Source organism: Bacteroidota bacterium (genome assembly GCA_016722375.1).
Classification (GTDB): Bacteria; Bacteroidota; Bacteroidia; order Chitinophagales; family LD1; genus Bog-950.
This window is the reverse complement of record JADKJG010000001.1, coordinates 42,387-67,024: the sequence shown is the minus strand read 5'-3', so window position 1 is coordinate 67,024 and position 24,638 is coordinate 42,387. Positions and strand designations below refer to the sequence as shown.

At 43.0% G+C, this 24,638-nt stretch carries 13 protein-coding genes and 1 pseudogene; 5 read left to right on the top strand and 9 right to left on the bottom strand.

All coding sequences use genetic code 11. The features are described 5' to 3' along the window. Nucleotides 1-12: 12 nt before the first annotated feature. From IPP77_00225 to IPP77_00200, 6 genes and pseudogenes are all read right to left on the bottom strand, one after another. A complete protein-coding gene (locus tag IPP77_00225) occupies nt 13-1,302 on the bottom strand; it encodes an ABC transporter permease (protein MBL0308164.1) in 1,290 nt (429 codons plus the stop codon). 224 nt (nt 1,303-1,526) lie between these two features. Further along, a complete protein-coding gene (locus tag IPP77_00220) occupies nt 1,527-2,270 on the bottom strand; it encodes a fibronectin type III domain-containing protein (GenBank protein MBL0308163.1) in 744 nt (247 codons plus the stop codon). A 480-nt stretch (nt 2,271-2,750) separates the two neighbouring features. Beyond that, nucleotides 2,751-5,858: a type I restriction endonuclease subunit R gene (locus IPP77_00215; GenBank protein ID MBL0308162.1), complete on the bottom strand. Its 3,108-nt coding sequence runs from the start codon at nt 5,856-5,858 to the stop codon at nt 2,751-2,753. Nucleotides 5,859-5,876: 18 nt separating this feature from the next. Further along, on the bottom strand, nt 5,877-6,326 hold the full coding sequence (locus IPP77_00210; protein MBL0308161.1) for a GxxExxY protein: 450 nt from the start codon (nt 6,324-6,326) through the stop codon (nt 5,877-5,879). Between the two features lie 164 nt (nt 6,327-6,490). After that, the gene (locus IPP77_00205; GenBank protein ID MBL0308160.1) at nt 6,491-7,588 is read right to left on the bottom strand and encodes a restriction endonuclease subunit S; all 1,098 of its coding nucleotides are present in this window, start codon (nt 7,586-7,588) and stop codon (nt 6,491-6,493) included. Next, nucleotides 7,585-9,131 (bottom strand): annotated as a pseudogene (locus tag IPP77_00200) (type I restriction-modification system subunit M). Before IPP77_00200 ends, IPP77_00205 begins: the two are co-directional and overlap by 4 nt. A gap of 1,298 nt (nt 9,132-10,429) precedes the next feature. On the opposite strand from IPP77_00200, the gene IPP77_00195 reads away from it, so the two are divergent. Further along, nucleotides 10,430-11,284, top strand: coding sequence for a hypothetical protein (locus IPP77_00195; protein ID MBL0308159.1), 855 nt, complete (start codon nt 10,430-10,432; stop codon nt 11,282-11,284). A 139-nt stretch (nt 11,285-11,423) separates the two neighbouring features. Here the strand turns inward: IPP77_00195 and IPP77_00190 are convergent, their stop codons facing one another. After that, the gene (locus IPP77_00190) at nt 11,424-11,636 is read right to left on the bottom strand and encodes a helix-turn-helix domain-containing protein (GenBank protein ID MBL0308158.1); all 213 of its coding nucleotides are present in this window, start codon (nt 11,634-11,636) and stop codon (nt 11,424-11,426) included. Nucleotides 11,637-12,334: 698 nt separating this feature from the next. Continuing rightward, nucleotides 12,335-13,270 (bottom strand): hypothetical protein, encoded by a 936-nt coding sequence (locus tag IPP77_00185; protein MBL0308157.1) that lies wholly within the window; start codon nt 13,268-13,270, stop codon nt 12,335-12,337. Between the two features lie 646 nt (nt 13,271-13,916). On the opposite strand from IPP77_00185, the gene IPP77_00180 reads away from it, so the two are divergent. After that, nucleotides 13,917-15,374, top strand: a complete 1,458-nt coding sequence (locus IPP77_00180; protein ID MBL0308156.1) for a TonB-dependent receptor — start codon at nt 13,917-13,919, stop codon at nt 15,372-15,374. 11 nt (nt 15,375-15,385) lie between these two features. Here the strand turns inward: IPP77_00180 and IPP77_00175 are convergent, their stop codons facing one another. Beyond that, nucleotides 15,386-15,955, bottom strand: a complete 570-nt coding sequence (locus IPP77_00175) for a YceI family protein (GenBank protein ID MBL0308155.1) — start codon at nt 15,953-15,955, stop codon at nt 15,386-15,388. 504 nt (nt 15,956-16,459) lie between these two features. On the opposite strand from IPP77_00175, the gene IPP77_00170 reads away from it, so the two are divergent. Genes IPP77_00170 through IPP77_00160 form a run of 3 tightly spaced genes read left to right on the top strand, consistent with a single transcriptional unit; the run spans nt 16,460 to nt 24,622 of the window. Beyond that, on the top strand, nt 16,460-22,612 hold the full coding sequence (locus IPP77_00170) for a hypothetical protein (GenBank protein ID MBL0308154.1): 6,153 nt from the start codon (nt 16,460-16,462) through the stop codon (nt 22,610-22,612). A 49-nt stretch (nt 22,613-22,661) separates the two neighbouring features. After that, nucleotides 22,662-24,002, top strand: a complete 1,341-nt coding sequence (locus tag IPP77_00165) for a hypothetical protein (protein MBL0308153.1) — start codon at nt 22,662-22,664, stop codon at nt 24,000-24,002. Then, nucleotides 23,918-24,622 carry a PKD domain-containing protein gene (locus tag IPP77_00160; protein MBL0308152.1) on the top strand — a complete coding sequence of 235 codons (705 nt, stop codon included), beginning with the start codon at nt 23,918-23,920 and terminating at the stop codon, nt 24,620-24,622. Before IPP77_00165 ends, IPP77_00160 begins: the two co-directional genes overlap by 85 nt. Nucleotides 24,623-24,638 lie beyond the last annotated feature (16 nt).

Genomic DNA, 24,638 nt, shown 5'->3' with positions numbered 1-24,638 from the left:
GTTATCTTTCCTTTAAATCAAACGTTGTTTTTTCAATCCGGCAAAAGCAATGGATTGCATTGCAATTATAATAACAAGCAGGGGAAATAAGCTATGCAAAACATCTTTCGTATTTCCCCCCTCCAAAAACAGGGTGGAATAAGCCTCCATACACCAATGAAGCGGCGATATCTTCATCATCATTTGTAGCGATTCGGGCATGGCAAAGGCGGGCACCACGATGCCGCCAATCGCTGCCAGAATAACTACCGACACCGCACCAAAGCCAATAGCTTGTTCCAATGTTTTGGCGAAAACACCGAGCAGCACTCCATAACTCACCGCGCACCATCCGCAAATGACGGAGACGGCAAACAGATTCAAAAGATTTGATGGCAAAACCAAGATAGGCAAACCAATATGCGGAAACAGAAAGATGCCGAGTGAGAAAATAACCAGCACCTGCAAAAGAGTGACGAAGAGATAGGTGATTTGTTTGGCAGCCAGTGTAAGCGCATAACTCGTAGGCAGTGTTTTCAAACGAATGAAACTGCCGCTCTGTTTCTCCTTCACCACATTGGTGCTCAGCGAAACCACAATAAAAAACATCGCGAAGATGGTCCATGCTGGAACGTTGTGCTGCGTGGCGTTTGGAATATTCTTGCTGCCGTCTTTTGCCACAGGCACCTGTTTAATCAACGACTGGTTACGCAGAATCTGTTGTTCTAAAGAATCGGGCATGGGCTTGTTGCTCAAAGCCCGATATAAAGCCTGCAACACCTCGCGGTTCTCCGTAAACTGCTGTGCGCTCTGCAAGGCTCCCTGCACGGATAAGCGAAATGATTCCTGCAACACCGGATTATAAAACATAGTAACCGGCTGCACTGCCTGAGCCGGTGTAGATTTCTTTGCTTCCTTCTGCACCTCCATTCCAAATTCAGTCAAGGCCTTATCGGTTACTGATTTTGCTTTGACCGAGATGGCCTGTGAAAATCCTGTCGGAACAACGATGGCAATCAGCGCGTCGTGCTGGTGCATTAAACCCGTGAGATTGGAATCTGCAACAGATGAATCAGCCATAAGCACATCAAACATCCCAATTTCTTTCAGCGCATCGAGCAACCGGTTGCTGCTCTCGCCACCGTCGCGGTTGCAAAACAGCAGAGGCACCTTGTTATCGTTCACCATTTTAAAGGTGCTATGCTGAATGCTCGTGATGACAATCACCAGCAAGATAGGCATCGCAAACATCACCGTCAATGCCGCCTTGTCGCGAATCAAGATTCGGAACTCCTTCAATATGGCGCAATAAAGTTTAAACATAGTGCTGTAAAAAGCGCGGCAAATAAGGTAAAATTATAGGAACTGTTTTGATGGTTTACAAAAGCAGTTGATTCGGGAATGATAAGATTTGGCTTTGTCTCTCGGTTAGGTCTGTTGGGTAAATCATTCGTTACAAATTATAAGCAGCTTCTACCGCACTCAAAAAAATCCCCGGCCAACTTTCGTTGACCGAGGAACCTTTCTGAAAAAAATGAGTGGCAGATTTATCCGCAACGGAAGTTAGCCACCTCGCTCACAAAGCCTTGACCGAGTGAGTTATCCGCACTGATGCGGAAGAAATACTCCACACCCGGAGTCAGGTCTTCTACCACATACCTGGTGCGGAAAGTACCGATATCCACGAACTGCCACGGACCATTTATGGGGTCGGTGGTTTTTTCGATGTTGTAATGCGGATGAGTACCAACCGACCTCCACAGCAACTTGATCTTCGCCACACCATAATAAGCGGCTTTCACATTTTGCACCTGTGCGGGTATTTGCGATGGACCACGGCCTTGCTTCACTGCCAAACCTGCACTGCGAATGATCTCGGAATTGCCCTGCGCTATTTGAGTGACATAATACACCACGAGCCGGAACATATCCTTGGCATCGTCGAATATTTCGTCGCGAAGTGCTATTTTATCATGGTCGCCGCTTTCCGCATTCTGAATAGCCACTTCCAACGCATCACACATTAGAGTCTGGTCTGCCAGTGACGGTATTGTTGTTGCGAAATTCGGATTGCCGGTCATCTTGACGATGACTGTTCTCCAGCGCTCCAACAGTTGAAGCGGCGTGGTGCCGGTCAGACCGATTTTAGCAGCATAGATGGTCAGAATGATCACCACCATTTGAAATAGGATACCTATAAGAGATACCGGTTTTTTAGCGATTCTACTTTTTGCTTGTTTGTTGAAGCGCTTCCAGCTCATCCGGCGCTGGCTTCTGTTTAACGTTTTCATAATTGTTGTTTTAAACTATTTAAAAATAATGCTCACTCGCCGTGAGAGGGCTGAAGCGTCCTACCGCTCGCCGCATTCCGAATTGTCGGAACTAAAGGCTGTGCATGGACCATATTCATTTTTTGTTGAAGCAGGAAAGAAAGGTTCAGAACCGGCTTCTCGGCTGGCCTTGCTGAAGGGCGTTAAGCTTGTTTCATACGCTGTGTTTTGGTTATGTTATTCTTCGTTTACAATACCAAGATACATTCACCCCAAAAGATTGTCAATGTATCGTAATACATAGGGATGAAAATATTTTTGAGAAAGAGGATTTGCGAGCCGCACTCGTAGCAAATATCTTTACAGCAACGCCTGCTCCGAAAGTCCGCTAAAGGTTAGCGATATATTTTTGGGTGACGATAATTAAATGCGAAAAGGTGGCACGAGCGGACGCTCGTGCCAGTGGAGTGAGCGAGAGCGATACCGATTATCTTTGTGTATTTAAAGTTTGCCACCTACACCCTTAAACTTCTCAATAAATAAGGTCAACTTTTGAAACACACTTTGCTTCTTTGACAAATACTGAGGGTTTAAAGGACTCATTTTTGGTAAAAGGGTGTTGAGTTCGGTTCCGTTGTCACTTGCAAATTCCCGCTTTAAAGAAACGGTGATATAACGTTTGGTTGCTTCCTCATTTAAATTTTCTTCGGCAATTAATTCTGACGCTTCTGCTTTTTGCTTGCTTTGGGCATATTCAAAGAATGAATCTATAACATTCGCTTTATCTTGAAGGGTATCCAGTTCAGTTTCATTAATAAAATCAACTACCAAATTCTCTTTGGCTCTGTTACCTACACTGGCGCGGATAACTCTGCGAATCTCCTCTATTAAAGTCGCTTTGTCTTTCGTCTTTTTGTTATGCTCAAAAATTAATTCAAGGATATAATCAAGGTTTATCTCCTGCGACTTTAATAAATCAACCTCGAACACTACATCATCCCAATCAATTTTTGATTCTTCTGATTCTTTACCAAATTTTTCCCGTCTCAACCAATCCCGTATATCATTATAGGTAGAGCGATAATCCTGGATGGTCCGTTCTTTCAGCAAATCAATCTTTTGCATAGAGGCTATATCCTCATCTGTCAAATAATTAGCCTTTTTAAATGCTTCAATAGCCGCAGCATCATTTTGGTCTATGGCCTGAAACGCTTTAAGGTGGTTGAATTCATCGTAATTCTGGAGTATGTTTTCTACTCGCAAATATTCTCCGAATAACTTTGAAAATTCTTTTTTGTCCTTTTCAGTTACAATCGCATCGGGGTTAGGAAACTTTTCATTTAAATCTTTTACTACTTCAATATAACCCCTGCGTGCTTCACTTGTGATGACATCGGTAAAGCCCTCTAAGTATTCTTTATAGCTCTTTTCAAGAACCACGTTTTTGGTATTGCTATCACCAAAGAGCGTAATGGCATCAATAGTTGCCCTCTCTAAATCTCGGAACGTAACAATATTGCCAAACGTCTTGGTAGCATCGTAAATACGATTGGTGCGCGAAAAGGCTTGAATTAAACCGTGGTAACGCAAATTCTTATCTACAAACAGCGTATTCAAAGTTGGGGCATCAAACCCGGTTAAGAACATTCCTACTACAATGACGAGGTCCACCTCTTTATTCTTTACGCGTTTAGCTAAATCACGGTAGTAGTTTTGAAACTCTATGCTGTCAACACCATAACTGGTTTTGAACATAGCGTTATAGTCATTGATAGCATTGGCGAGAAATTCTTTTGCACTGCTTTCCATTGCCGAGGGTTCAAAGCTCTCATCCACTATCTCCCCTATTGCACTCTGCTCTTCGTTGGCGGCAAAAGAGAAGATGGTAGCAATTTTCAAAGGCTTATCGCTGCCTTTTTGTAAATGGTTTAACTCCTCATAAAAACATTTAGCGGCATCTATACTGCTTACCGCAAACATGGCATTAAAGCCTTTGTTGCTTCCCTGATTGCGATGGGTCTTTAATTTGAAATTCTGTAAAATGTATTGGGAAACCTCTTTAATGCGTGCCGGATGAAGAAGGGCTTTTTTGTTTTCAGCAGCACTTAGTTTCTTCTCATCAATTTCGGTTTCAACACTTTTAAACTGAGGCCGAACATCATTATAGTCCACTTTAAATTTCAGTACCTTTTCATCTCTAATAGCATCCGTAATAACGTAGGAGTGTAATTCACGTCCAAAAGCGCTGGCTGTTGTATCGGCGCCTAAAGCATTTTGAGGAAAGATAGGCGTACCGGTAAAACCAAACTGATAATACTTCTTGAATTTCTTTTTCAGATTCTTTTGGGCTTCACCAAACTGAGAACGATGTGCTTCATCGAAAATGAAAACTACTTGCTTTTGATAAATGGCTAAATCACCCTCACTTTTCATCAGGTTATTCAGCTTTTGAATAGTGGTAACTATAATCTTATTGTCATCCTTTTCAATATTTCTCTTTAAACCTGCTGTACTATCAGAGCCATTCACACTATCGGGTGAAAACCGCTGATATTCCTTCATCGTTTGAAAGTCCAGGTCCTTACGATCTACTACAAAGAATACTTTATCAATAAATTCAAGTTGCGTGGCTAATCTGGCCGCTTTAAAACTGGTCAGCGTTTTACCGGAGCCGGTGGTATGCCAGATATAACCGCCTCCATCCGTGGAACACCATTTTTTTGATTGATACGAACTTTCAATTTTCCATAAAATTCTCTCTGTGGCGGCAATCTGATAGGGTCGCATGACCAGCAGTGTATCACTCGTGTCAAAAACAGAATAGTGGAGCAGTACTTTTAAAAGGGTGTGTTTCTGGAAAAAGGTTGCCGTAAAATCCTTCAGATCTTTAATCAACGTATTGTCAGCCTTGGCCCAGTTCATGGTAAAGTCAAAGCTGTTTTTATTGCGCGCAACGGTATTGGCAAAATAGCGGCTGTCCGTGCCGTTGGTTATCACAAAAATCTGAATGTATTTATAAAGGGAAGTTTTTCTATTGAAACTCTCTTTAGTATAGCGATGCACTTGATTAAATGCTTCACGAATAGCTACCCCGCGCTTTTTTAGCTCCACTTGCACCAAAGGCAATCCGTTGACTAATATGGTGACATCATACCGGTTGGCTTGTGTTCCTTTTTGCTCAAACTGGGAGATGACCTGCACCTTATTCCGAGCTATATTTTTTTTATCTACCAGATAGATGTTTTGGATATGACCATCGTCAAACACAAAGTCATAAATGTAGTTGTCGTGTATTTTTCTTGATTTTTCAACCAGGTTATCGCTGGGCTTATCTAAATACTCCTCCACAAAGCGAGTCCATTCAGCATCTGTAAACATCATATTATTAAGCGACTGAAGCTGTACTCTTACATTCGCCAACATGGCTTCAAGGGTATTAAGGTCAAGCGGATTTTCATACCCCTGATTGATTAAATCCTGAATTAATTCTTTCTCCAGAGTTGTCTCCGTTTGATAAGCCACTGGTGCCTCATTCACCTCAGCGTACTTGGTGTATTTATCAAGTACTATGAAGTTGTTCGATTCGGCTATGGTTTTGTAAGTGCTCATTTGTCTGAATTAGGATTTTTAGGATTTCAGGATTTTGGGGTCGGATGAAATCTTATCATCTTTTAATCCATTCATCCTAATATAATCTTTGTTTTCAGGGTGGTTTACGTTATACACTCTTTTAAATTCCAAACTTTTTGATCCAAAATTTATCAGTAAACCAATAGGTAAATTATAGGCTTGACAATAATTCATCGCCTGTGCCAAATGCACATCTTCCAATTTTATTAATGCTTTCAGTTCAACCATTACAAGATCTTCTACAAAAAAATCTACCCGCCTTGTTCCAATATCAACGCCTTCATAAAAAATACTCATTTCCATTTCCCGCTTAAAACCTAAACCCTGTTTTTCCATTTCAATAGCCAATGCCCGCTGATAAATGACTTCCTGAAAACCATTGCCCAAGGTGCTATGCACTTTCATAGCACAACCAATTATTTTATGCGTCAATTCATCATGTTTCATTTGTCGGAATTTTGATTTTTAAGATTAGAGGATTGTAAGATTACAGGGTGCAATTTTACAATCCTAATAGTATGTAGTATGAATCCTTTCATTTTTATCCTATTACCCTTATCCTATAATCTTTAACCTATTATCCTTATCCTATAATCTTAAAATCCTAAAAATCATAATACAGACATTTTAAACGTCAGCAACAAATCCCTATAATACTCATACTGCTTTTTTCTTAACTCAATCTCTCTCGGCAACCCTTCACTGATTGAGGTAGTGAGCATGTCGAATTTATCGAGGATAGTAACAATGCGTTCTTGTTCTTCAAGGGAAGGAAGGGGGATTTTTAAATTACTCAGTTTTCCAACAGCTAAACCTGGTTGTGCAGACTTTGAGGCATATTGATTTAGGTTCATAATGGTAAGAAAGTAAAAGGCATAATCTATATTTATAGAATCAGTTGCCGTAACAACGACAGCGTGTTCAGTTGCATAAAATTTGCCCTTAAAGCGTTGGACATTTCCACATAGAGCACCTTGGCGACCTATTAAAACATACCCACCATCATGGCTATAATTTTTTACGAAACCACGCACACCATTACCTCCATAGCACGGGAAAGGATAAGTGTCATCTTTGATTGTACTTATATTATCTGCTGAAATGTGCTGGCCTGCTCTCATCTGGAAGACCTCCCCCAACGTCTTCCACTCCACCTCCCCTTCTTCAAAACTCAACAACTGTTCCCTATAATAACTATACTGCTTTTTACGAGCTGTAAGCTCTGCTGTAAGCTCTGCTGTAAGCTCTGTAAAGCTGTCTAAGATACGAACAATTTCTTTTTGAACGGTGAGGGGCGGGATGGGGATGAGGAGTTTAGCCAAGTCTTTTGGGTACACGTGCGGTACACCTGAACCTTTCTGTAAATTATGAATCCACTCTTGGTTATTTAGTAAAAAATGAAAAACATACTTTGTATTTAAAACTGCAAGATTAGGTATAACCGAAAATGCATCTGATATAAATATCGGTTCATTCCAATACATAACGTAACCAGAATAGGCACCACTTCCTGCAACTGTAATTGTTTCACCTTCTCTATTGTATTCTGCATTATAGTATGCAGGTTTCTGACCACCACTAATCACAGGAATATTACCAGCGTTTTTTGTTTTTGCCGTAATAGTTTTGCCTCGTTTAAGTTCAGCGACTTCCCCCAACGGCTTCCATTCCACCTCCACGCCCTCTAACAATTTCTCCAAATAGCTCATGCTTCAATCTCCTTTATTATAGCATCTATATCGGCACGCAGCTTATTTATCTTCACCACCGTTTTTGAAACTTCTTGGTTCAGTTCGGTTATATCGAGCTTTTCGCGGTTATCCTTCGCTTCTACATAAGAGCTTACAGATAGGCTATAATCGTTCTCCGCAATTTTGTTGTTGCCTATAGATGTAGCCACATGCGCCACCTCTTTTTTGCTGTCAAAGATTTCCATAATCTTTTCAATATGGGCATGGGTCAGCAAATTGTTATTGGTCACTTTCTTAAAAAAATCTTCACCGCTGGCATCTATAAACTGGGTTTTGGTATCCGTCTTGTGTTTAGAGAGCACCAGAATGGTAACTGAAATAGAGTGCCATAAAACAAATTGGGTGCTACGGAGATTATGGTTTCTACAAAATTATTATCCACTAAATACTTCCTGATTTTCTGTTCCGCACCGCCTCGGTAAAAGATACCCGGAAAGCAAACAATAGCTGCCCTGCCTTTGCTGGACAGATAACTCAGGGCATGAAGGACAAAGGCAAAATCGGCTTTTGATTTAGGAGCCAATACACCAGCAGGGGCAAAACGGTCATCATTAATCAGCGTGGGGTCATCGTCACCAATCCACTTGATAGAGTAAGGAGGATTAGAAACAATGGCATCAAAAGGTTTTTCATCGCCAAAGTGTGGGTCTATGAGCGTATTGCCAAGGGCAATATTAAACTTGTCGTAGTTGATGTTGTGCAAAAACATGTTCATACGAGCAAGGTTGTAAGTCGTGTGGTTCACTTCCTGTCCATAGAAGCCTTCTTCAATAATATGATTATCGAAATGCTTTTTGGCTTGTAAAAGTAAAGAGCCAGAACCCGCCGCTGGGTCATATATCTTATTCACTTTGACCTGCTTGTGCATGGCCAATTGAGCGATGAGTTTGGATACGTGCTGTGGCGTAAAAAACTCACCTCCAGATTTTCCCGCGTTCGCGGCATAATTAGAGATCAGAAACTCATAGGCATCACCAAAAAGGTCAATTTGGTTATCCTCAAAATCTCCAAAATTCAATTCTTCCACACCTTTCAAAACTTTAGCTAATCGGTCGTTTTTGCCTTCAACAGTATTACCCAATCGTGTGCTTGTCGTATCAAAATCCGCAAACAATCCTTTAATATCTGGTTCGGATGGATAACCATTTGCAGAACTTTCAATAGCATCAAAAATGGCTTTTAAATCCGTGTTAAGATTCGGGTTGGTATTGGCTGTTTTCGCCACATTTATGAAAAGCTGGCTGGGATAGATGAAATACCCCTTGGTCTTAATGGCATCGTCCTTTATTTCTGAAGATATTTTTTCAGCGGAAAAATTGGCGTAGTCAATGCTATCATCACCCCCTTCAATGTAATTGGTAAAGTTTTCACTAATGAAGCGATAGAACAGCGTACCTAAAACAAACTGTTTAAAATCCCATCCATCTACCGAGCCTCGCACATCGTTGGCTATCTTCCATATTTTAGCTTGTAATTCTGCTCTTTGTGCTGTGCTTGTCATTTTTTATCTTTTAATAGGTCTTTTGTTTTTACTTCTAATATCCCCGTTTGACGTAGTCTAGGACCACGTCACGGCCTGTGTTTACATTTGATAAGCAAAAAAACAAACCCTGCTGGTCAAAAATCCGATTGCCTTGTGTCATAAGATGGAATGTGTCACAAAAATATTAATCGCAGATTAATTGACACCACGATGTTGTTAAAGAAACGTCAAACCATAGCGACGTTTCAGGGATTGCGTTGATCAGGTATAAGCCCCCTCGTGCTCCTATGAAGCGGAGGGACGGCGTTGATGTAGCTCACACTCGCGCGACGCCACCCCACAGGTGTTCGGAAGATGGTGTAATGGCTTTGTTTAAGCATATTAATACCATCTTCTACCTGCGTTCTCTGGAGAAATTTACCTTAAAAGGCATACTTTATTTCACGCAGAGGACGCAGACTAGCTGGGAACACAGAGAAAATACAGTGAAAAGATTCAATACTCTGCATCTCTAAGCCCTTTGCGTGAAATTTTTTGCATAATTTGAAAAGGTGAGGTGAACATAAACCACTGTAAACTAATCCTTTATAAAGTCTTCCGAATACTTGTGATGCCCCACCTGTACAGAAGACTTTAAAATGCAGTGTGGCATTGGTCTATTGACCCGTAGGGTCAAAGCCTTTGGTAGAAGTATCTCGTCATAATAAGCTAAGCCCCATCGGGCAATGCCATTAAGTTAAGGATTTCGACCGCGATGCGGTTTTCAAGGTTCATCCTAATAAGTGTTTGAATCTGACTTCCTCGTAGCTATTATCATGGCTAAAGCCATTTAGCATGAGCCGGATGCTCACCACGCTGAAGCGTGGTGTTATAAACCGCCATTTATGGCGGAGCATTTGGTGTAAAACTGGCTTGGCTTTAGCCACAGATTATCATGTTTCGAACACAATTACGGCTTAACTTAATGGCATTGCCCATCGGGGCGACCGACTGTTTTCTATCGGACGTTCCTCTGGAACTTAAATAAGATGCTGTCTATTTACTACCAAACGCATAGCTCCTACGGAGCTAAAATGCACGTGTAGCAACGGTTCTTTCATTATCTGTACAGGTGTGGCGTGTCGCGATCGAGGGCAGAGTTGCGCCAGCGCCCGCTTAGCAAACCAGCCATCTCACTCCTTCACCAGCTTCCCCTTCAAATGCAGCACCTCGCAGATATCAAGCAGCGTGTCTATGGAGATGTTGAGCATACCTTTCGGTACCTCGCTCATTTTATCTGAAATTATTATTTTAGTGGTACGACTTTGTCAAATCCTATGGAGCGGAAAAAGAAAAGGGGCCCTAAAACAGACGAGCAATACATCGTACAAAACGGTCAGCTCCGGTTGCAATTGATGGCGGAATTCGGAATAGAAGTCGGTGAGTCGCCTTTTCGGATGCATCGTTTATTGAATCAACATCTTAAACACCTAATCCGCTATTACCGAAAATTACCAACTGCCGGTCAAACCACTATTTACCAACTGATCGGAGAACCGGCTTATAACCATCTGCATGACATGAGCGCAAAAGAAACCCGAAGGGCTTACGAGCGCCTCACGGGCCTGATGCAAAGACACAGCATCGAAATTTTTTCGAGGCTTCCGGTGCCAATTGACGAAATGTATCGCTTCCTGACCCAAGAAGTGTTTAAGCAGAAAATCATCAACATTAAATTTCCCCCGGTATTTACCAAGATAACATACGAGCAATTTCACCCCGTAGAAGCTCTCGAACCCAAAATCATTTTACACCGCTTAATAGAAATGTCTTTTGGACAATCAGTTTTTGCAATGGATTTTTCGATTTTTTCAAAAGAATTTAGAATGGGGAACAACCTTGATCAGGCGCCGCACATAGAGATAGTAAGCGACGATTACCCCTTCATCCCCCGCCGACGCTTTATCCGTGGAGAATATAAAAAGGTATCTATGAATGAATCTGCCGGAACCGCTTCCATCAACTATCATGTTTGGTATGGGCTACAATCGAAAAAACGAGGGCGATATCAAGAAATGGAAAGTGACATAACGATACTATTGGAATATAACCACGATAAACAATTCGAGCGTTACAGTCATCGAGACTGGGTGAAATGGGAAATCGTACATATGGAGGGAATTTCGTTCTGATTTCCCCCGCTCTCGCTCGCGTCCCGCGACTGTGAGCTACCCTCCGTATCTTGCGTTTTTTTAATGCCGGAGGCAGTTGAAACCGACACTCGCGAGACGCGAGCCACGGCATTAAGCAACTGAGGGAGTAACAGCCCTCTCACTCCCTCACCAACATCACCTTCAAATGCAGCGCTTGGCAGATATCAAGCAGCGTGTCTATGGTAACGTTGAGCTTGCCTTTTTCGAGGTGGCAGATGCTGCACTGCTGTACATGTGCATCAAGAGCCAGGCGTAGCTGGCTCAAATGTTGGAGCTCTCTTGCCTGCCTCAGCGCTTGACCGAGGTCTTTTGCGAGTTCAGTATGTCTCATAACATCAAATTTGATAGCAAGATACACCCGAAAAGTCCCTAAAAACAAGGGGGATGGCTGTTTTTTTTGTGCAACATAATTTCTGGAAAGAAGCATTCCGATCGAAAAGCCATGTTTCAGTGCATTTTAACACCGTTTGAATTGGAATAGCAGGGATTATAATTGGAAAAAACTTTTTTCCAATTAAAAAAACTGTTTTTCTAATCAGAATAGCGGCAGTTCTAATTATACAAACGGCTGTTCTAACCATACAAGCCGCGGTTCTAATTATATCCTCCGCGCTTCTAACTAAATCAGCGGCTGTTCTAATCATACAAGCCGCTATTCTGATTATATCCTCCGCGTTTCTAATCATAGTAGCGGCTGTTCTAATGATATAAGCCGGTGTTCTAATTATATCCTCCGCGTTTATAATCATAGCAGCGGCAGTTCTAATCATACAAGCGGCATTCTTAATCATATCCTCCGCGTTCTTAATCATATCAGCGGCAATGCCAATCACAACAGCCGCTATACTAATCATAGCATTACCTATACTAATCACACAAACTAAATTCTAAATGACCGCAACTCATCATAGTCTAAAGCGGAGCCAAGGATGAACTCCTTGCTGTTCGTATTTTATTTTAGCAACTCGTCCCGTTCTTTCAAGTGTCAGCGCAACGCAATGGAGGGGCCATAACCAAAGTACTCTGAATTTACCAATTCTTCACCCTATCAATCTCCAACATAAAGGTTTTGTTGTGCTTGAATTCTTTTTTAAGTGTGCTTAAAATTCCGTCGCTCAGTTTAAGAAAGTGGTTACGGACAATTCGCAAATCGCCCTGTGGATCATTGCGGTCAGAATCTTTAATAAGCTCATCAAAAATGGCATCGGCATCGCTGACAAATAGTTTGCTTCCAAGCGAAAGGGTATAGTAAAGCACAATCACATCGCGAAGGGTAAGCTGAATTATTTCTCCTTCGATTTTCTGATTCAGTTTCTTTTTTACCGCCTCATAATCGCTTAGGTGCATGAATCGGCAAGAGCAAAACCGTTGAGCAAAATCATAGTCCTCTTTATAGTTTTTTAAAACTTCAAGGTTACCGTAAACCCAGCTAAAAAGGCGCAAGTCCGCTTCTTTCAACGTTACCTCAAAAATAATTTCCTTATTATCTACTTTCAGCGGCCGCACAGCGGGTTTTCGGTCAAACACTTCATCGAGCGTTTGCAAACCATAGTCGAGATAGTTCAGTGCTTCGGTCAGTTCCCAGAGCAAATCGGCGGCGGGGTCTTTCATCTCGTCGTACATATTTTCTATTTCCGCCTCCTGCTCATCGCTGATGGGTTTGCGCTCTTCTTTTGGCAAGAGTAGGTGTCCTTTCATTCGGTAAAATGATTGCACAATACCGTGCATCAGTGCAAAACTCATAGTTCTATCCAGCACTAAATCGCGGTGTTTTGCTTGGCCGTTTTTATCTATCATGCCAATCAATGTTTGCAATAAGTGTTTGAACGCAGCCTGAGAATCACCGGTGAGCAGGGCAGTTTTCTGCGTGTCTTTTTGCGTCTGCATGGCCTCGGTCATGACCATGCACATTAATGCTACGTCCACATAATCTTTGCGCAGCGTAAAGAATTTTGAAGTATTCATGTTATCGTTTTGTGTTTAGAGGTTCTAAAATACTGATAAAATGGAAACCGGCAAAAAAAGGAGTTTTCAGCTTTAGCAGATTATATTAGCGGATACATTTGTCTTCATACTTCCATCCAACATATTTCTGAAATCAAGGAACCGGTGGTCTATCTGGAGCGAGATGGTAATCCCAAAACCCTGTTTCGCAATCACATCTGCTATTGAGGTACACCACAGGCTTTAACCAATCATAATCCCTGCTTAACCAATAAGTTTCCAGGCTATACTAATCATATATGTGGCTATACTGATCACAACAGCAGCTATCCTAATCAAACCAAATAGTCATTCAACCAAGCAGTGGGCAAGGAGCGTATGGTGGGCTCATAAAACAATCAGGATCTGAATTGAATTATGGAAGAACGGTATCCGGTTGCGGACTTGCTGCACCTATTTATATTCTAAAAATAGCGGTCAGACTATCGGTTGGTTTCATCATATTTGCGCCCGCAAAAGTTCAAGGCCCGGTGTTCCGGTTGGAAGCAGCAACAGCCTTTTGACCGGCGGCTCATTGGTCTTAATCTTCCATCAAGTTCGATTTTTCTGTACACAATATATGTTAACCTTTTTACGTTGTAAACGTATAATCAAGTAATTTAGCTTCATGGAACGCGAGATTTTATCCATAAAACGTAAAGCTTTACGTATCAACTTAGACCAAAGTATCTATGGCACTTTTGCCGAGATAGGTGCCGGTCAGGAGGTGGTGCGCAATTTCTTTCAGGTAGGAGGGGCATCGGGCACAGTGGCGAAGGCCATGAGTGCTTATGATATGACTTTTTCTGATGCTATTTATGGTAAAGAAGGTGCCGGAAGATATGTCAGCGAATCGCGGTTGCACAAGATGCTCGATCATGAGTATGATTTGTTGAAAGAGCGTTTGACCGATGAACCATATAATAAGAAGCGATTTTTTGCTTTCGCCAATACCTGTACAACTTTAAATTTTCATAAAACCAATGACCCTAACGGATGGATGGGAGTGAAGTTTCAACTTTCTCCACATGCCGAACCCAATGAAGTGGTGATACATATACGCCTGAAAGGTTCTGACAATATTTATCAGCAACGGGTGATTGGCGGTATCGGAACGAACTTGCTTTTTGCTTGCTATTGGTATCACGATCAGTTAGGAGAGTTTATTGAATCTCTATTAGATAATCTGACTACCGACCAAGTGGAGATAGATATGATAAAGGTGAAGGGTCCTGATTTTGGAAAGATGGATAATCGCCTGTTGGCACTGGAACTGGTGAAAAGAAAGTTTACGGACGGAACAATTTTTGGTGCAGGCGGAGAAGTGTATCAGCCCAAAGATATTCTTTACCGTAAAAATTTGCTTTGTCTTCGCGGTCGTTTCCGACCGGTTACCAAAGTGAGTGAGGACATGATGAAATGTGGTGTAGAGCATTTCAAAACTATTCATGGAAATACGGATAATCTGATTGTGCTTTCAGAAATTACGCTCAACAATCTGGCCGGTGATGGCGAGTTTGATACGCAAGATTTTTTAGACCGGGCAGAGATACTTTGTAGTTTGGGTTATTATGTCATGGTTTCTAATTGTCACAAGCACAATGTGTTGGTGAATTATTTGAACCGGTGCAAACCACAGAGTATAGGGATCATTCTCGGTATCTTGAATATTCTGGAACTGTTCAATGAAAAATATTATCGGCATGCTTCGAGGGAACTGCTACATTATTTTGGAGAAATTTTTTCACACAATGCGCAGATGTTGGTGTATCCATATCAATCCGAACCGGGCGCAGAGATTGTGACTACGAAAAATATGAAGGTTTCTGATTCGCTCCGTGCTTTATTTGATTATCTCAAATCGGCTGGATTCCTTACCGACCTGCAAGGATATGATGAAAGAGTATTGCACATATTTTCTCCTAAGGTTATTCAGATGATTAAATCGGGAGAATCCGGTTGGGAAGATATGGTGCCTGACTCGGTTGCCGATATAGTTAAACAGAAATGTTTGTTTGAATATCCCTGCGAAGTTGTTCCGTCGAAAGACAACGGAATAGCAAAGAAAGGTATGGCTTCGGTTTAACCGCGTTTGTTTTACTTAGCCGTATATTTTTCAAAAGTGAAATCAACATTCACTTTAAACACTTCGGCAATCTTTGCAATCACCGCTTTGGGAATTTTGATTTTGTGATCTACCAGTTTTACGTCAAACTCCGCAGTGGCGCTTTTGGGCTGCCCATCCTTAATAGTTAGCTTGCCTTTAATCTCCCGATCTTGTTTCACCCCGTGCACTTCAAAGGTGCCTTTCAATGTGATGTCGTAAGTTCCATCTTTTGTAAAATCTATTTCTGAAACAATGTCAGCATCTAAAATGGCGTAGGGATACTTTTCGCTTTCCACATAATCTTCGTTGAAGTGTTCCTGCATCAGTTTTCTGCGGAAATCGAAAGAGGTCATTCGCACTTTGGCATATACTTTTTTCGTTTCTGTATTTATAACACACAAGGTTACTTTTGATGTTGCGTCAATATCTTCGATAGGAGTGGAGGCAAAAAAATGAGTCATCCCATTCATACATACATAAGACCCCGAATAACGATCTGTTTGCGCTGAACTGAATAGGGAAAGCGCAATCAAGATGATGATAGCCGGATAAGTTTTCATATGCAAAGGTATTTTTAGATTATAAACAGGGAGACATTATATATGGCAAGATACTGATTTTTTTCGGAACCGGATATGAGGAGCGCAAACGCTAATAATTTGGTATCGTATAAGTTGATCTATATATAGAGACAAAACAAGGATGTTAGTAAATGGTGAGTGTTTGAAGATAAGAACCGGTGGTTCGTTTTTTTTCTCACAGTCATATCATCCAATTTTTTCTCATAAAGCTACGTTAGTAATGTGTGAATAAAATTAGCCGTTTGGGTTAAGGCATTTCGTTTAATGTTCTAGTTTTGCGCGGTATTTAAAATAGTATTCACTTAATGTACTGATACATGCAACATTTATACTCGATTCAATACACGGCAAACCGACATCCTTTTTTTTGCAATCAAATCCTTTTGAACCGAGGTTTGATTTGCTCCAATATTTTTTTGAATATAGTCTAAGATGAAAAATGGCATTTGTCATTTGTAATGCATTAATATAAATTATCGCCTCATGAAACTTAAAATAAAGAACATCACACAAAACTTCAAATCTATAAACATGAAGACAGCAAATTTACAACCAAGTTCAATTCTGACATTTTTCCTGTTTAACCTCTGCGTGATTTTTGGAACGGTTAATGTCCATGCGCAATCAAATAGAGTTCAGGCGACTACTCAAACTACTTCGGCTGCCAATCAGGGCTATCTGGATGTTTTGAAGAAAAGTTTGAACACAATTTCCTTTGAAGAAAACAAAGGACAGTGGGAGCCGAACGTTTTGATGCAGGGGCATACGAACGTAGGAGAAATGGTGGTCAAGAAAGATCACCTCTATTTCTTCTCTTATTTAAAGAATGAACACGAAGGAGAAGAGGAAGAAGAAGAGGAGGACGAAAACTATACCTATCAGGTTCATGGCTGGGGAATTTTCATGGATGGCCACAATCCAAACTATACGGTTGAAAAGCGGAATGAGTTTTTAACCAAGTACAATTATTTTATTGGCCCCGATGCTTCACATCATGCGTCGGATGTTTCGGCTTATGGCGAAGTAGATTTGAAAGAGATATATAATGGGATAGATCTTCGGATGTATAGCCAGGATAATAAACTGATGGAATTTGACTGGGTAGTAAAACCGGGTGCTAACTTCCGCGATATTAAAATGAGATTTAAAGGACAAGACAAACTGAGAATTGACGAAAAGGGAAATCTATCGGTCAAGATTCGTTTTAATGAAGTGAAGTTTGACATACCTGAATCATACCAGTTGATTAATGGAAAGAAAGTTCCGGTTCAGATGTCCTTTGCTTTAGATGGCGACGCTGCCATCTTTAAAGCAGAAGGGCCTATTGACGAGCGCTATCCTTTAATTATTGACCCGAGTTTAAAATGGGGAACCTGGGTGGATGGAGGCACCGATAACTTTGATGAGTATTTGTTTGCAGTTGATGTGGATGCAGCGGGCAATGTTTATTGTGGTGGTGCTGCGAATGTGCAATTTACCCGTTCATACATTGGCGCTGCGATTTTCGGATATGACTCTACATATAATGATGCAGGGACCGGTGGTAATGGTAGCAATCGGGATGGTATTGTATATGAGTTAAGTACTGACGGCACAAAAATGTTAAGACTTACTTATTTTGGAAGTGTAAACCCGGACGCTATTTACGGTTTGAGTTTGTCACCGGATAACAGCCGCCTGTTTGTTTGCGGTGCTACTCGTGGTGCTATTACAACAACTGCATCTCCTGCCACTCCGGCTTTTGACAATACAAGAGGTGGAACCGGAACCGGATCTCAGCAGGATGGTTTCGTAGCTGTATTTAATTCCAATCTCAACACGTTACTTTATTCATCCTATATGGGTGGCGATGGTACTGTAGCAGGTAGCATCATGGATCAAAATAACAACGGTGATCGGATGGTTACAATCCGAGCGACTTCTAATACAGATTATGTGGTGGGAGGAAGGTTTAATGGTAATTTCACAGGTTCTCCTAGTTACGTAGTCAATGCACCGGATGGATCCTATGATGCGGGTATGGATATGTACATAGCGAGGTTCACGAACCTGAATACGCTGGCGATGGGAACATTTGTCGGAGGAAACGCTGATGATAATTTGAATGATTTGAATGTTTTCTCGGACGGAGCTATTGCTTTTGTCGGATATACTTCGAGTACCGTGGCTTCATTTCCCGGTTTAATCAATCCGGCGGGAGCTTATCCTTCGGGTTCGGCTTCTCAGGATGCGGTGGTGGGAGTGATTCCGGCAGCCGGAGGCAGCTTTTCGATGTTGAGTCGTATAGGAGGCAGTTCTAGTACCGACCAGTTTAACGGATTGACTATAGGCGCCAACGATACTATATATGTTACCGGTTATACGCGGAGCGATAATTTCCCTTTAGGTTCTGATTCGCTTTCGAGATTTCGTTCTACTAAAAATAGCGGAACCGGTAATGATGATGGAATTATTGGAAAACTGCCAAGAACAGGTAGAACCGGAGCCGGCAATCCCTGGAAGGCGACCTATTTCAGCGGTACAGGTAACGACCGTGGAAATACCATCAGATTATATGGTCAGGAATCAGCAGTAATGGTGTTTGGAGAAACAGGATCACAGCCTAAAACAGCAGGAAATCCAAACGGATTTCCTGTGAAGAATCTGGATTTGGCAGGTAATTCATTCTATGACTCTACCTATAATGGTGGAACTTGGGATATTTTCTGGATAGCGCTGGAAACGAATTTGTCTAATGGCTTATTCTGTACTTATGTAGGAGGCTCTGACAATGATTATTTAGGAGAAACGGGTACTCCTGCGGGCAGTAACCACTTCGTGGTAGAAGGCGATACCTTGATTGTATTGGGAACAACGGTACATAGCACCTCACTTCAGCCGGCGGTTATTGGACCTTTAAGTGGTCCGAACCAGGTTTTCGATATAAATAATTCGACTAACGGCGATGATATCCACTTGGTTTTCAAATGGCGTATTGGGGCGATCTTTACTTATGACCAGGGAGATGCACCTACGTCTTATGGCACCGGCAGACATAACATTGTTGGTAACCTTAGGATCGGTGCTTTGGAAGATGCAGAAGACTTTTATCCGGTTTCACCCGGAACGAGGGCAAATGTAGATGATCAATCAGATTTAGATGATGAAGATGGTATTCCGGGATCACAGATATTAATTCAAGATACAGGCACTTCGTATTCTGTGACGATACCGATTACCAATACTACGGGCTCTACAGCAATTGTAGCTGCATGGCTTGATCTCAACCGGAATGGAGTTTTTGATGCGGGCGAGGTGGATACGGTAAGAGTAGCCAACGGTGCTATTTCTGCTACCTTATCTTGGAATGGATTCAACTGGACATCAGGATCTATTGATACTTCCTATTTAAGAATAAGAATCAGCACAGACCCTTTGATGAATGTGGCGAACCCACCCAATAATGTGAACTACATAAATGGTGAGGTGGAAGATTATTTAGTGATCCGCTATCACTGCGTTAATCTGAACAATGCGAGTGTAGCCTTCCAAAACCCTTCCACTTGTTCGGGAAGCGATGGTTCTATTACCCTGTCGAACACCACTTTATTACCGAATACTCCTTATCAGGTAAAGTATAGACGCGGAGTTACTCCGGTGGGTCCTTTGTCTGTTACCACTAATGGTGTGGGGAATTTAGTGATACCAAATCTTATTGCAGGGTCTTATGACAGTATATGGGTGTTTCATGCGACCAACCCTGGATGTGGCGACACAATTAAGGGACCTTTTGTTTTAGTTGATCCACCGTCTCCACCAAAACCTACTATTTCCGTACTGCCCAACGATACTTTATGCGCTGGTCAAAACATGCAGTTGACAGCGAACGGACAGGTGGGCTCTACCTTTAACTGGACGGGTCCGGGAGGATTTACGGCCAATAATACGGCGGTAGTAAACCGAAATAACATAACCGTAGGTATGGGTGGGTTATATTCATTGACAGAAATCACTTTAGCCGGATGTACGGCCACGGTGGCAACCATAAATATCACAATTATCGCCACGCCGAATGCTCCAACCGGAGTAACAGTATCTCCGAGTCCGGTATGTAGTGGAAACAGTATTACCTTATCTGCTACAGGTCAGGTTGGTGCCACGTTCACATGGACAACCCCTGATGGACCGATATTGAATGGCAGTCCGGTAAACAGAAACAATGTAACCTTAGCGATGGCGGGTGTTTATAGTGTAACTCAGACAGTGAATGGATGTTCATCGCCATCGGCGAACTCTGCTTCATTAGTAGTGAATGCTACCCCGGCTGCACCAACTAGTTTGAATGCATCCTCCAATCCTATATGTACGGGTAATTCTGTAACGATAACGGCAAGCGGGCAAGTAGGCGCTGCCTTCACTTGGACAACACCGGATGGACTCAATCCTACGAACAATCCTTTAACAAGAAACAATGTAACACTGGCTATGGGCGGTAACTATACTGTGACCCAAACTGTGTTGGGCTGTCCTTCGGCCTCATCAGCAGCCCTTAACTTAGTAGTAACTTCCACTCCATCTGCACCAACCGGAGTAACGGTATCTCCGAGTCCGGTATGTGTGGGCGCTGATATTACGCTATCTGCCACAGGTATTGGTGGTGCCGCCTTTACGTGGACAACACCGGATGGACCTACTTTGAGTGGCAATCCGGTAACCAGAAACAACGTAACCTTAGCGATGGCGGGCGTATATAGTGTCACCCAAACGGTTACGGGCTGTACCTCCCCATCCGCTAATTCGGCATCCTTAGTGGTGAATGCCAATCCATTAGCTCCAACTGGAGTAACGGTCTCTCCGACTCCGGTATGTACCGGAGACAGCATTACCTTATCTGCTACGGGTCAAGGTGGTGCCTCATTCACTTGGACGACACCTGATGGACCGATATTGAATGGCAAAGTGGTAGGAAGAAACAATGTAACCTTAGCGATGGCAGGCGTATATAGTGTGACCCAAACAGTTACGGGTTGTACGTCACCATCGGCAAACTCTGCATCGTTGGTAGTCAATACTACCCCAGCTCCTCCAACCAGTTTAGATGCATTACCTAATCCAATCTGTACAGGTAATGATGTTACCCTGACGGCAAGCGGACAAGGTGGCGCTACATTTACGTGGACGACACCGGATGGACTTAATCCGACGGGCAATCCTTTAACAAGAAACAGTGTAACACTAGCTATGGGCGGTAACTATACCGTGATCCAAACTGTATTGGGTTGTAACTCAGCCCCTTCGGCGGCTTTGAACTTAGTAGTAACCCCTACCCCACTGGCACCAACCGGAGTAACGGTCTCTCCGAATCCTATCTGTACAGGAAATGATATTACGCTATCTGCTATAGGTCAAGGCGGTGCGACGTTCACTTGGACCACTCCGGATGGAGCTACCTTGAATGGTAATCCGGTAACCAGAAATAATGTAACCTTAGCGATGGCGGGAATATATAGTGTGACCCAAACGGTTACGGGCTGTACTTCACCATCCGCTAACTCTGCTTCTTTAGTAGTAAATGCTACTCCAACGGCTCCAACCAATGTAGCGGCAAATCCTAACCCACTGTGTGCCGGTCAAACGCTGACACTAAGTGCTGACGGAGATGTAGGAAACACGTTCAACTGGGGCGGTCCTAATGCCTTTACACAGAGTGGCAATCCAATCAACAGAAACAATGTCAATGCTTCGATGGCGGGTAACTATACCGTGACTCAGAGCAGTCCGGCAGGATGTACTTCGGCTGCTTCTTTATCGGTGAATGTAGTGGTCAATCCACTGCCATCGGTTACGGCAGGAAGTTCGAGTGCTTCGTATTGTGCCGGAACTACCATCCTGCTGACCTCGACTCCATCAGGAGGTACGCCAGGCTATACTTATGTGTGGTCAGGCCCTCAATCTTTTTCTAACTTAACTCAGAATCCAAGTATTTCTAATGCCACTACCTTGATGAGTGGTATATATCAGGTAGCATTGACAGATAACAATGGATGTACGGCAAGTGCTTCTACCAACTTTATTACGGTACAACCGGCATTGAGTGTAACAGCGGGTAGTAACTCTCCGGTCTGCGCCGGAGGAACAATCAATTTGAACTCTAGCCCCGGAGGTGGTACACCGACCTATACATTTACCTGGTCAGGTCCATCATTCGCGAGTGGCTTACAGAATCCGGATATTACGAGTGCTGACTTATCAAAAGCGGGAACATATAATGTGACCATTACCGATGCGTTTGGATGCTCGGGAACTGCTACTACGAGTGTAACGGTGAACACGGGTGTGACAGCGAATGCAGGGATGGACAAAACGATTCCTTCGTGTAGTGTGTCCGGAGCGGTGTTAGGTGGATCTCCGACGGCAACGGGCGGAACTTCCCCTTACAGCTATGCATGGTCTCCTCCTTCAGGATTAACATCTGACACGACAGCCAATCCTTCGGTAGCCGGAATAGGCTCTCCGACCAATTATACGGTAACGGTTACCGATGCAAATGGTTGTAGTGCTTCCGATATTGTATTTGTAGATGTAACGGGTTCTTCGCTTCAAGTTACTATAGCTCCTAACACCCCACTTTTCTGGTGCGAAGGTACCGGCGTTTAGTTACATTCACGGCTATACCTTTGGGAGGTACCACTCCTTATAGCATAAAATGGATAGGACAATTCTTAAGTGGATACTGGTTTTTACCACGGTTAATCCAACTTTATCTGGAACGTATTTGTATTCTGCTGTCTTAACTGATGCGACAGGCTGTCAGGCAGGCAATTCGATACCTGTACGTGTATTCCCCGAAGTTGTAGCAGATGCGGGCAATCCGACTCATACGATATGTGCGGGAGAGAGTGTAACCCTAGGCGGTTCACCGACGGCATCTGGCGGCAGCTCTCCATTCACTTATTCTTGGAACAATGGGGCCTCACCGATAGCTAATCCGGTAGTAAATCCTTCGGGAACAACTGCTTATGTAGTGTTAGTGACTGACTCAAATGGATGTACATCCACTGCCAGCACTTCAGTTAATGTAAATTCAAAACCAGTGGTCAATGCCGGTTTGGATGTGGTACTTCCGGCTTGTAGTCCTACAGGAATTCAGTTAGGAGGCAGCCCAACGGCTTCCGGAGGAAGTGGCGGATCCTATACCTATACATGGTCTCCATCGGGAGGCTTGTCATCCACCGGCATATCCAATCCTGTGGTACAGGGACTAACTGCTTCAGACAACTATACGGTATTAGTGATTGACGGAAATTCATGTTCTGCCAGTGATGTGGTATCAGTAACATTATCAAACAGTCCACCGTTGGCAAGTATCAGTGCCAGTGGCAATACTTCTTGGTGTGCGAACAGCGGTAGCAGTGTCAATCTAACAGCAAGCGTATCAGGAGGCAATGGGCCTTTTGGATATAACTGGAGCGGTTCGAGCATTACACCGACGAACGCACAAGTAGCAACGGTGAATCCTGGAACTGCGGGTTCTTATAACTATTCAGTAACCATTACCGATGCGTCTAATTGTACGGCTTCAGCCACTCAAACGATTCGGGTACATAATACTCCACTTGCAAATACACATATAGATACGGCAATTTGCTCTGGACAGAGTACTGTTCTGGGCGGTTCTCCAACGGCAAGTGGCGGCACCATCCCTTATACTTATTCATGGAACAACGGAGCGTCATCGGTAGCTAATCCGATGGTCAGTCCAACGGCTATGACTGCTTATGCAGTATTAGTGACCGACTCAAATGGCTGTACAGCTACAGCTAGTACGACCGTCAACGTAAACAATAACCCGATAGCAAATGCAGGTATTGATGTAACACTACCTTTCTGTAGTCCTGGAGGAATCCAGATAGGCGGCAGTCCGACAGCATCTGTTGGAAGTGGTGGATCCTATATTTATGTATGGTCTCCAACGGGAGGAATATCCTCTACAAGCATATCCAATCCAATTGTACAGGGATCACGGCTACAGAAACCTATACCGTAGTAGTTACTGATGGAAATTTATGTTCTGCCAGTGATGCGGTGTTAGTGACAGTGACCAATAGTCCGCCTTTGGCAAGCATAAGTGCTAGCGGCAATACTTCTTGGTGTGCGAACAGCGGCAGTAGTGTCAACCTGACGGCCAACATATCAGGAGGATCAACGGCCTCCGGCTATAGCTGGAGCGGATCGAACATCACAGCGACCAATACACAAGTAGTAACAGTGAATCCGAATACAGCAGGGTCTTATATATATACGGTGACAGTGACCGATGCCTCTGGCTGTATAGCCAGCGCTTCGGCTACGATAACTGTTCACGCCAACCCACAGGCAAGCGCAGGAGTAGATACCGCTATCTGTGCGGGACAGAATGTAAACATTGGAGGCAGTCCTTCAGCAAGTGGCGGCACCGGGCCTTATACCTACTCGTGGAGTGTGGGTGGTACATTGCCGGTCGCTAATCCTTTAGTAAGCCCTGCGGGAACCGCTACTTACATATTATTAGGAACAGATCTTAATGGCTGCACGAGTAATTCGAATGTGACCGTTATTGTCCGTCCGAACCCAGTAGTAATGCAGGAACAGATGCACAGGTCAACGCATGTAGCGCAAGCTGTGTGATCCTCGGTGGCTCTCC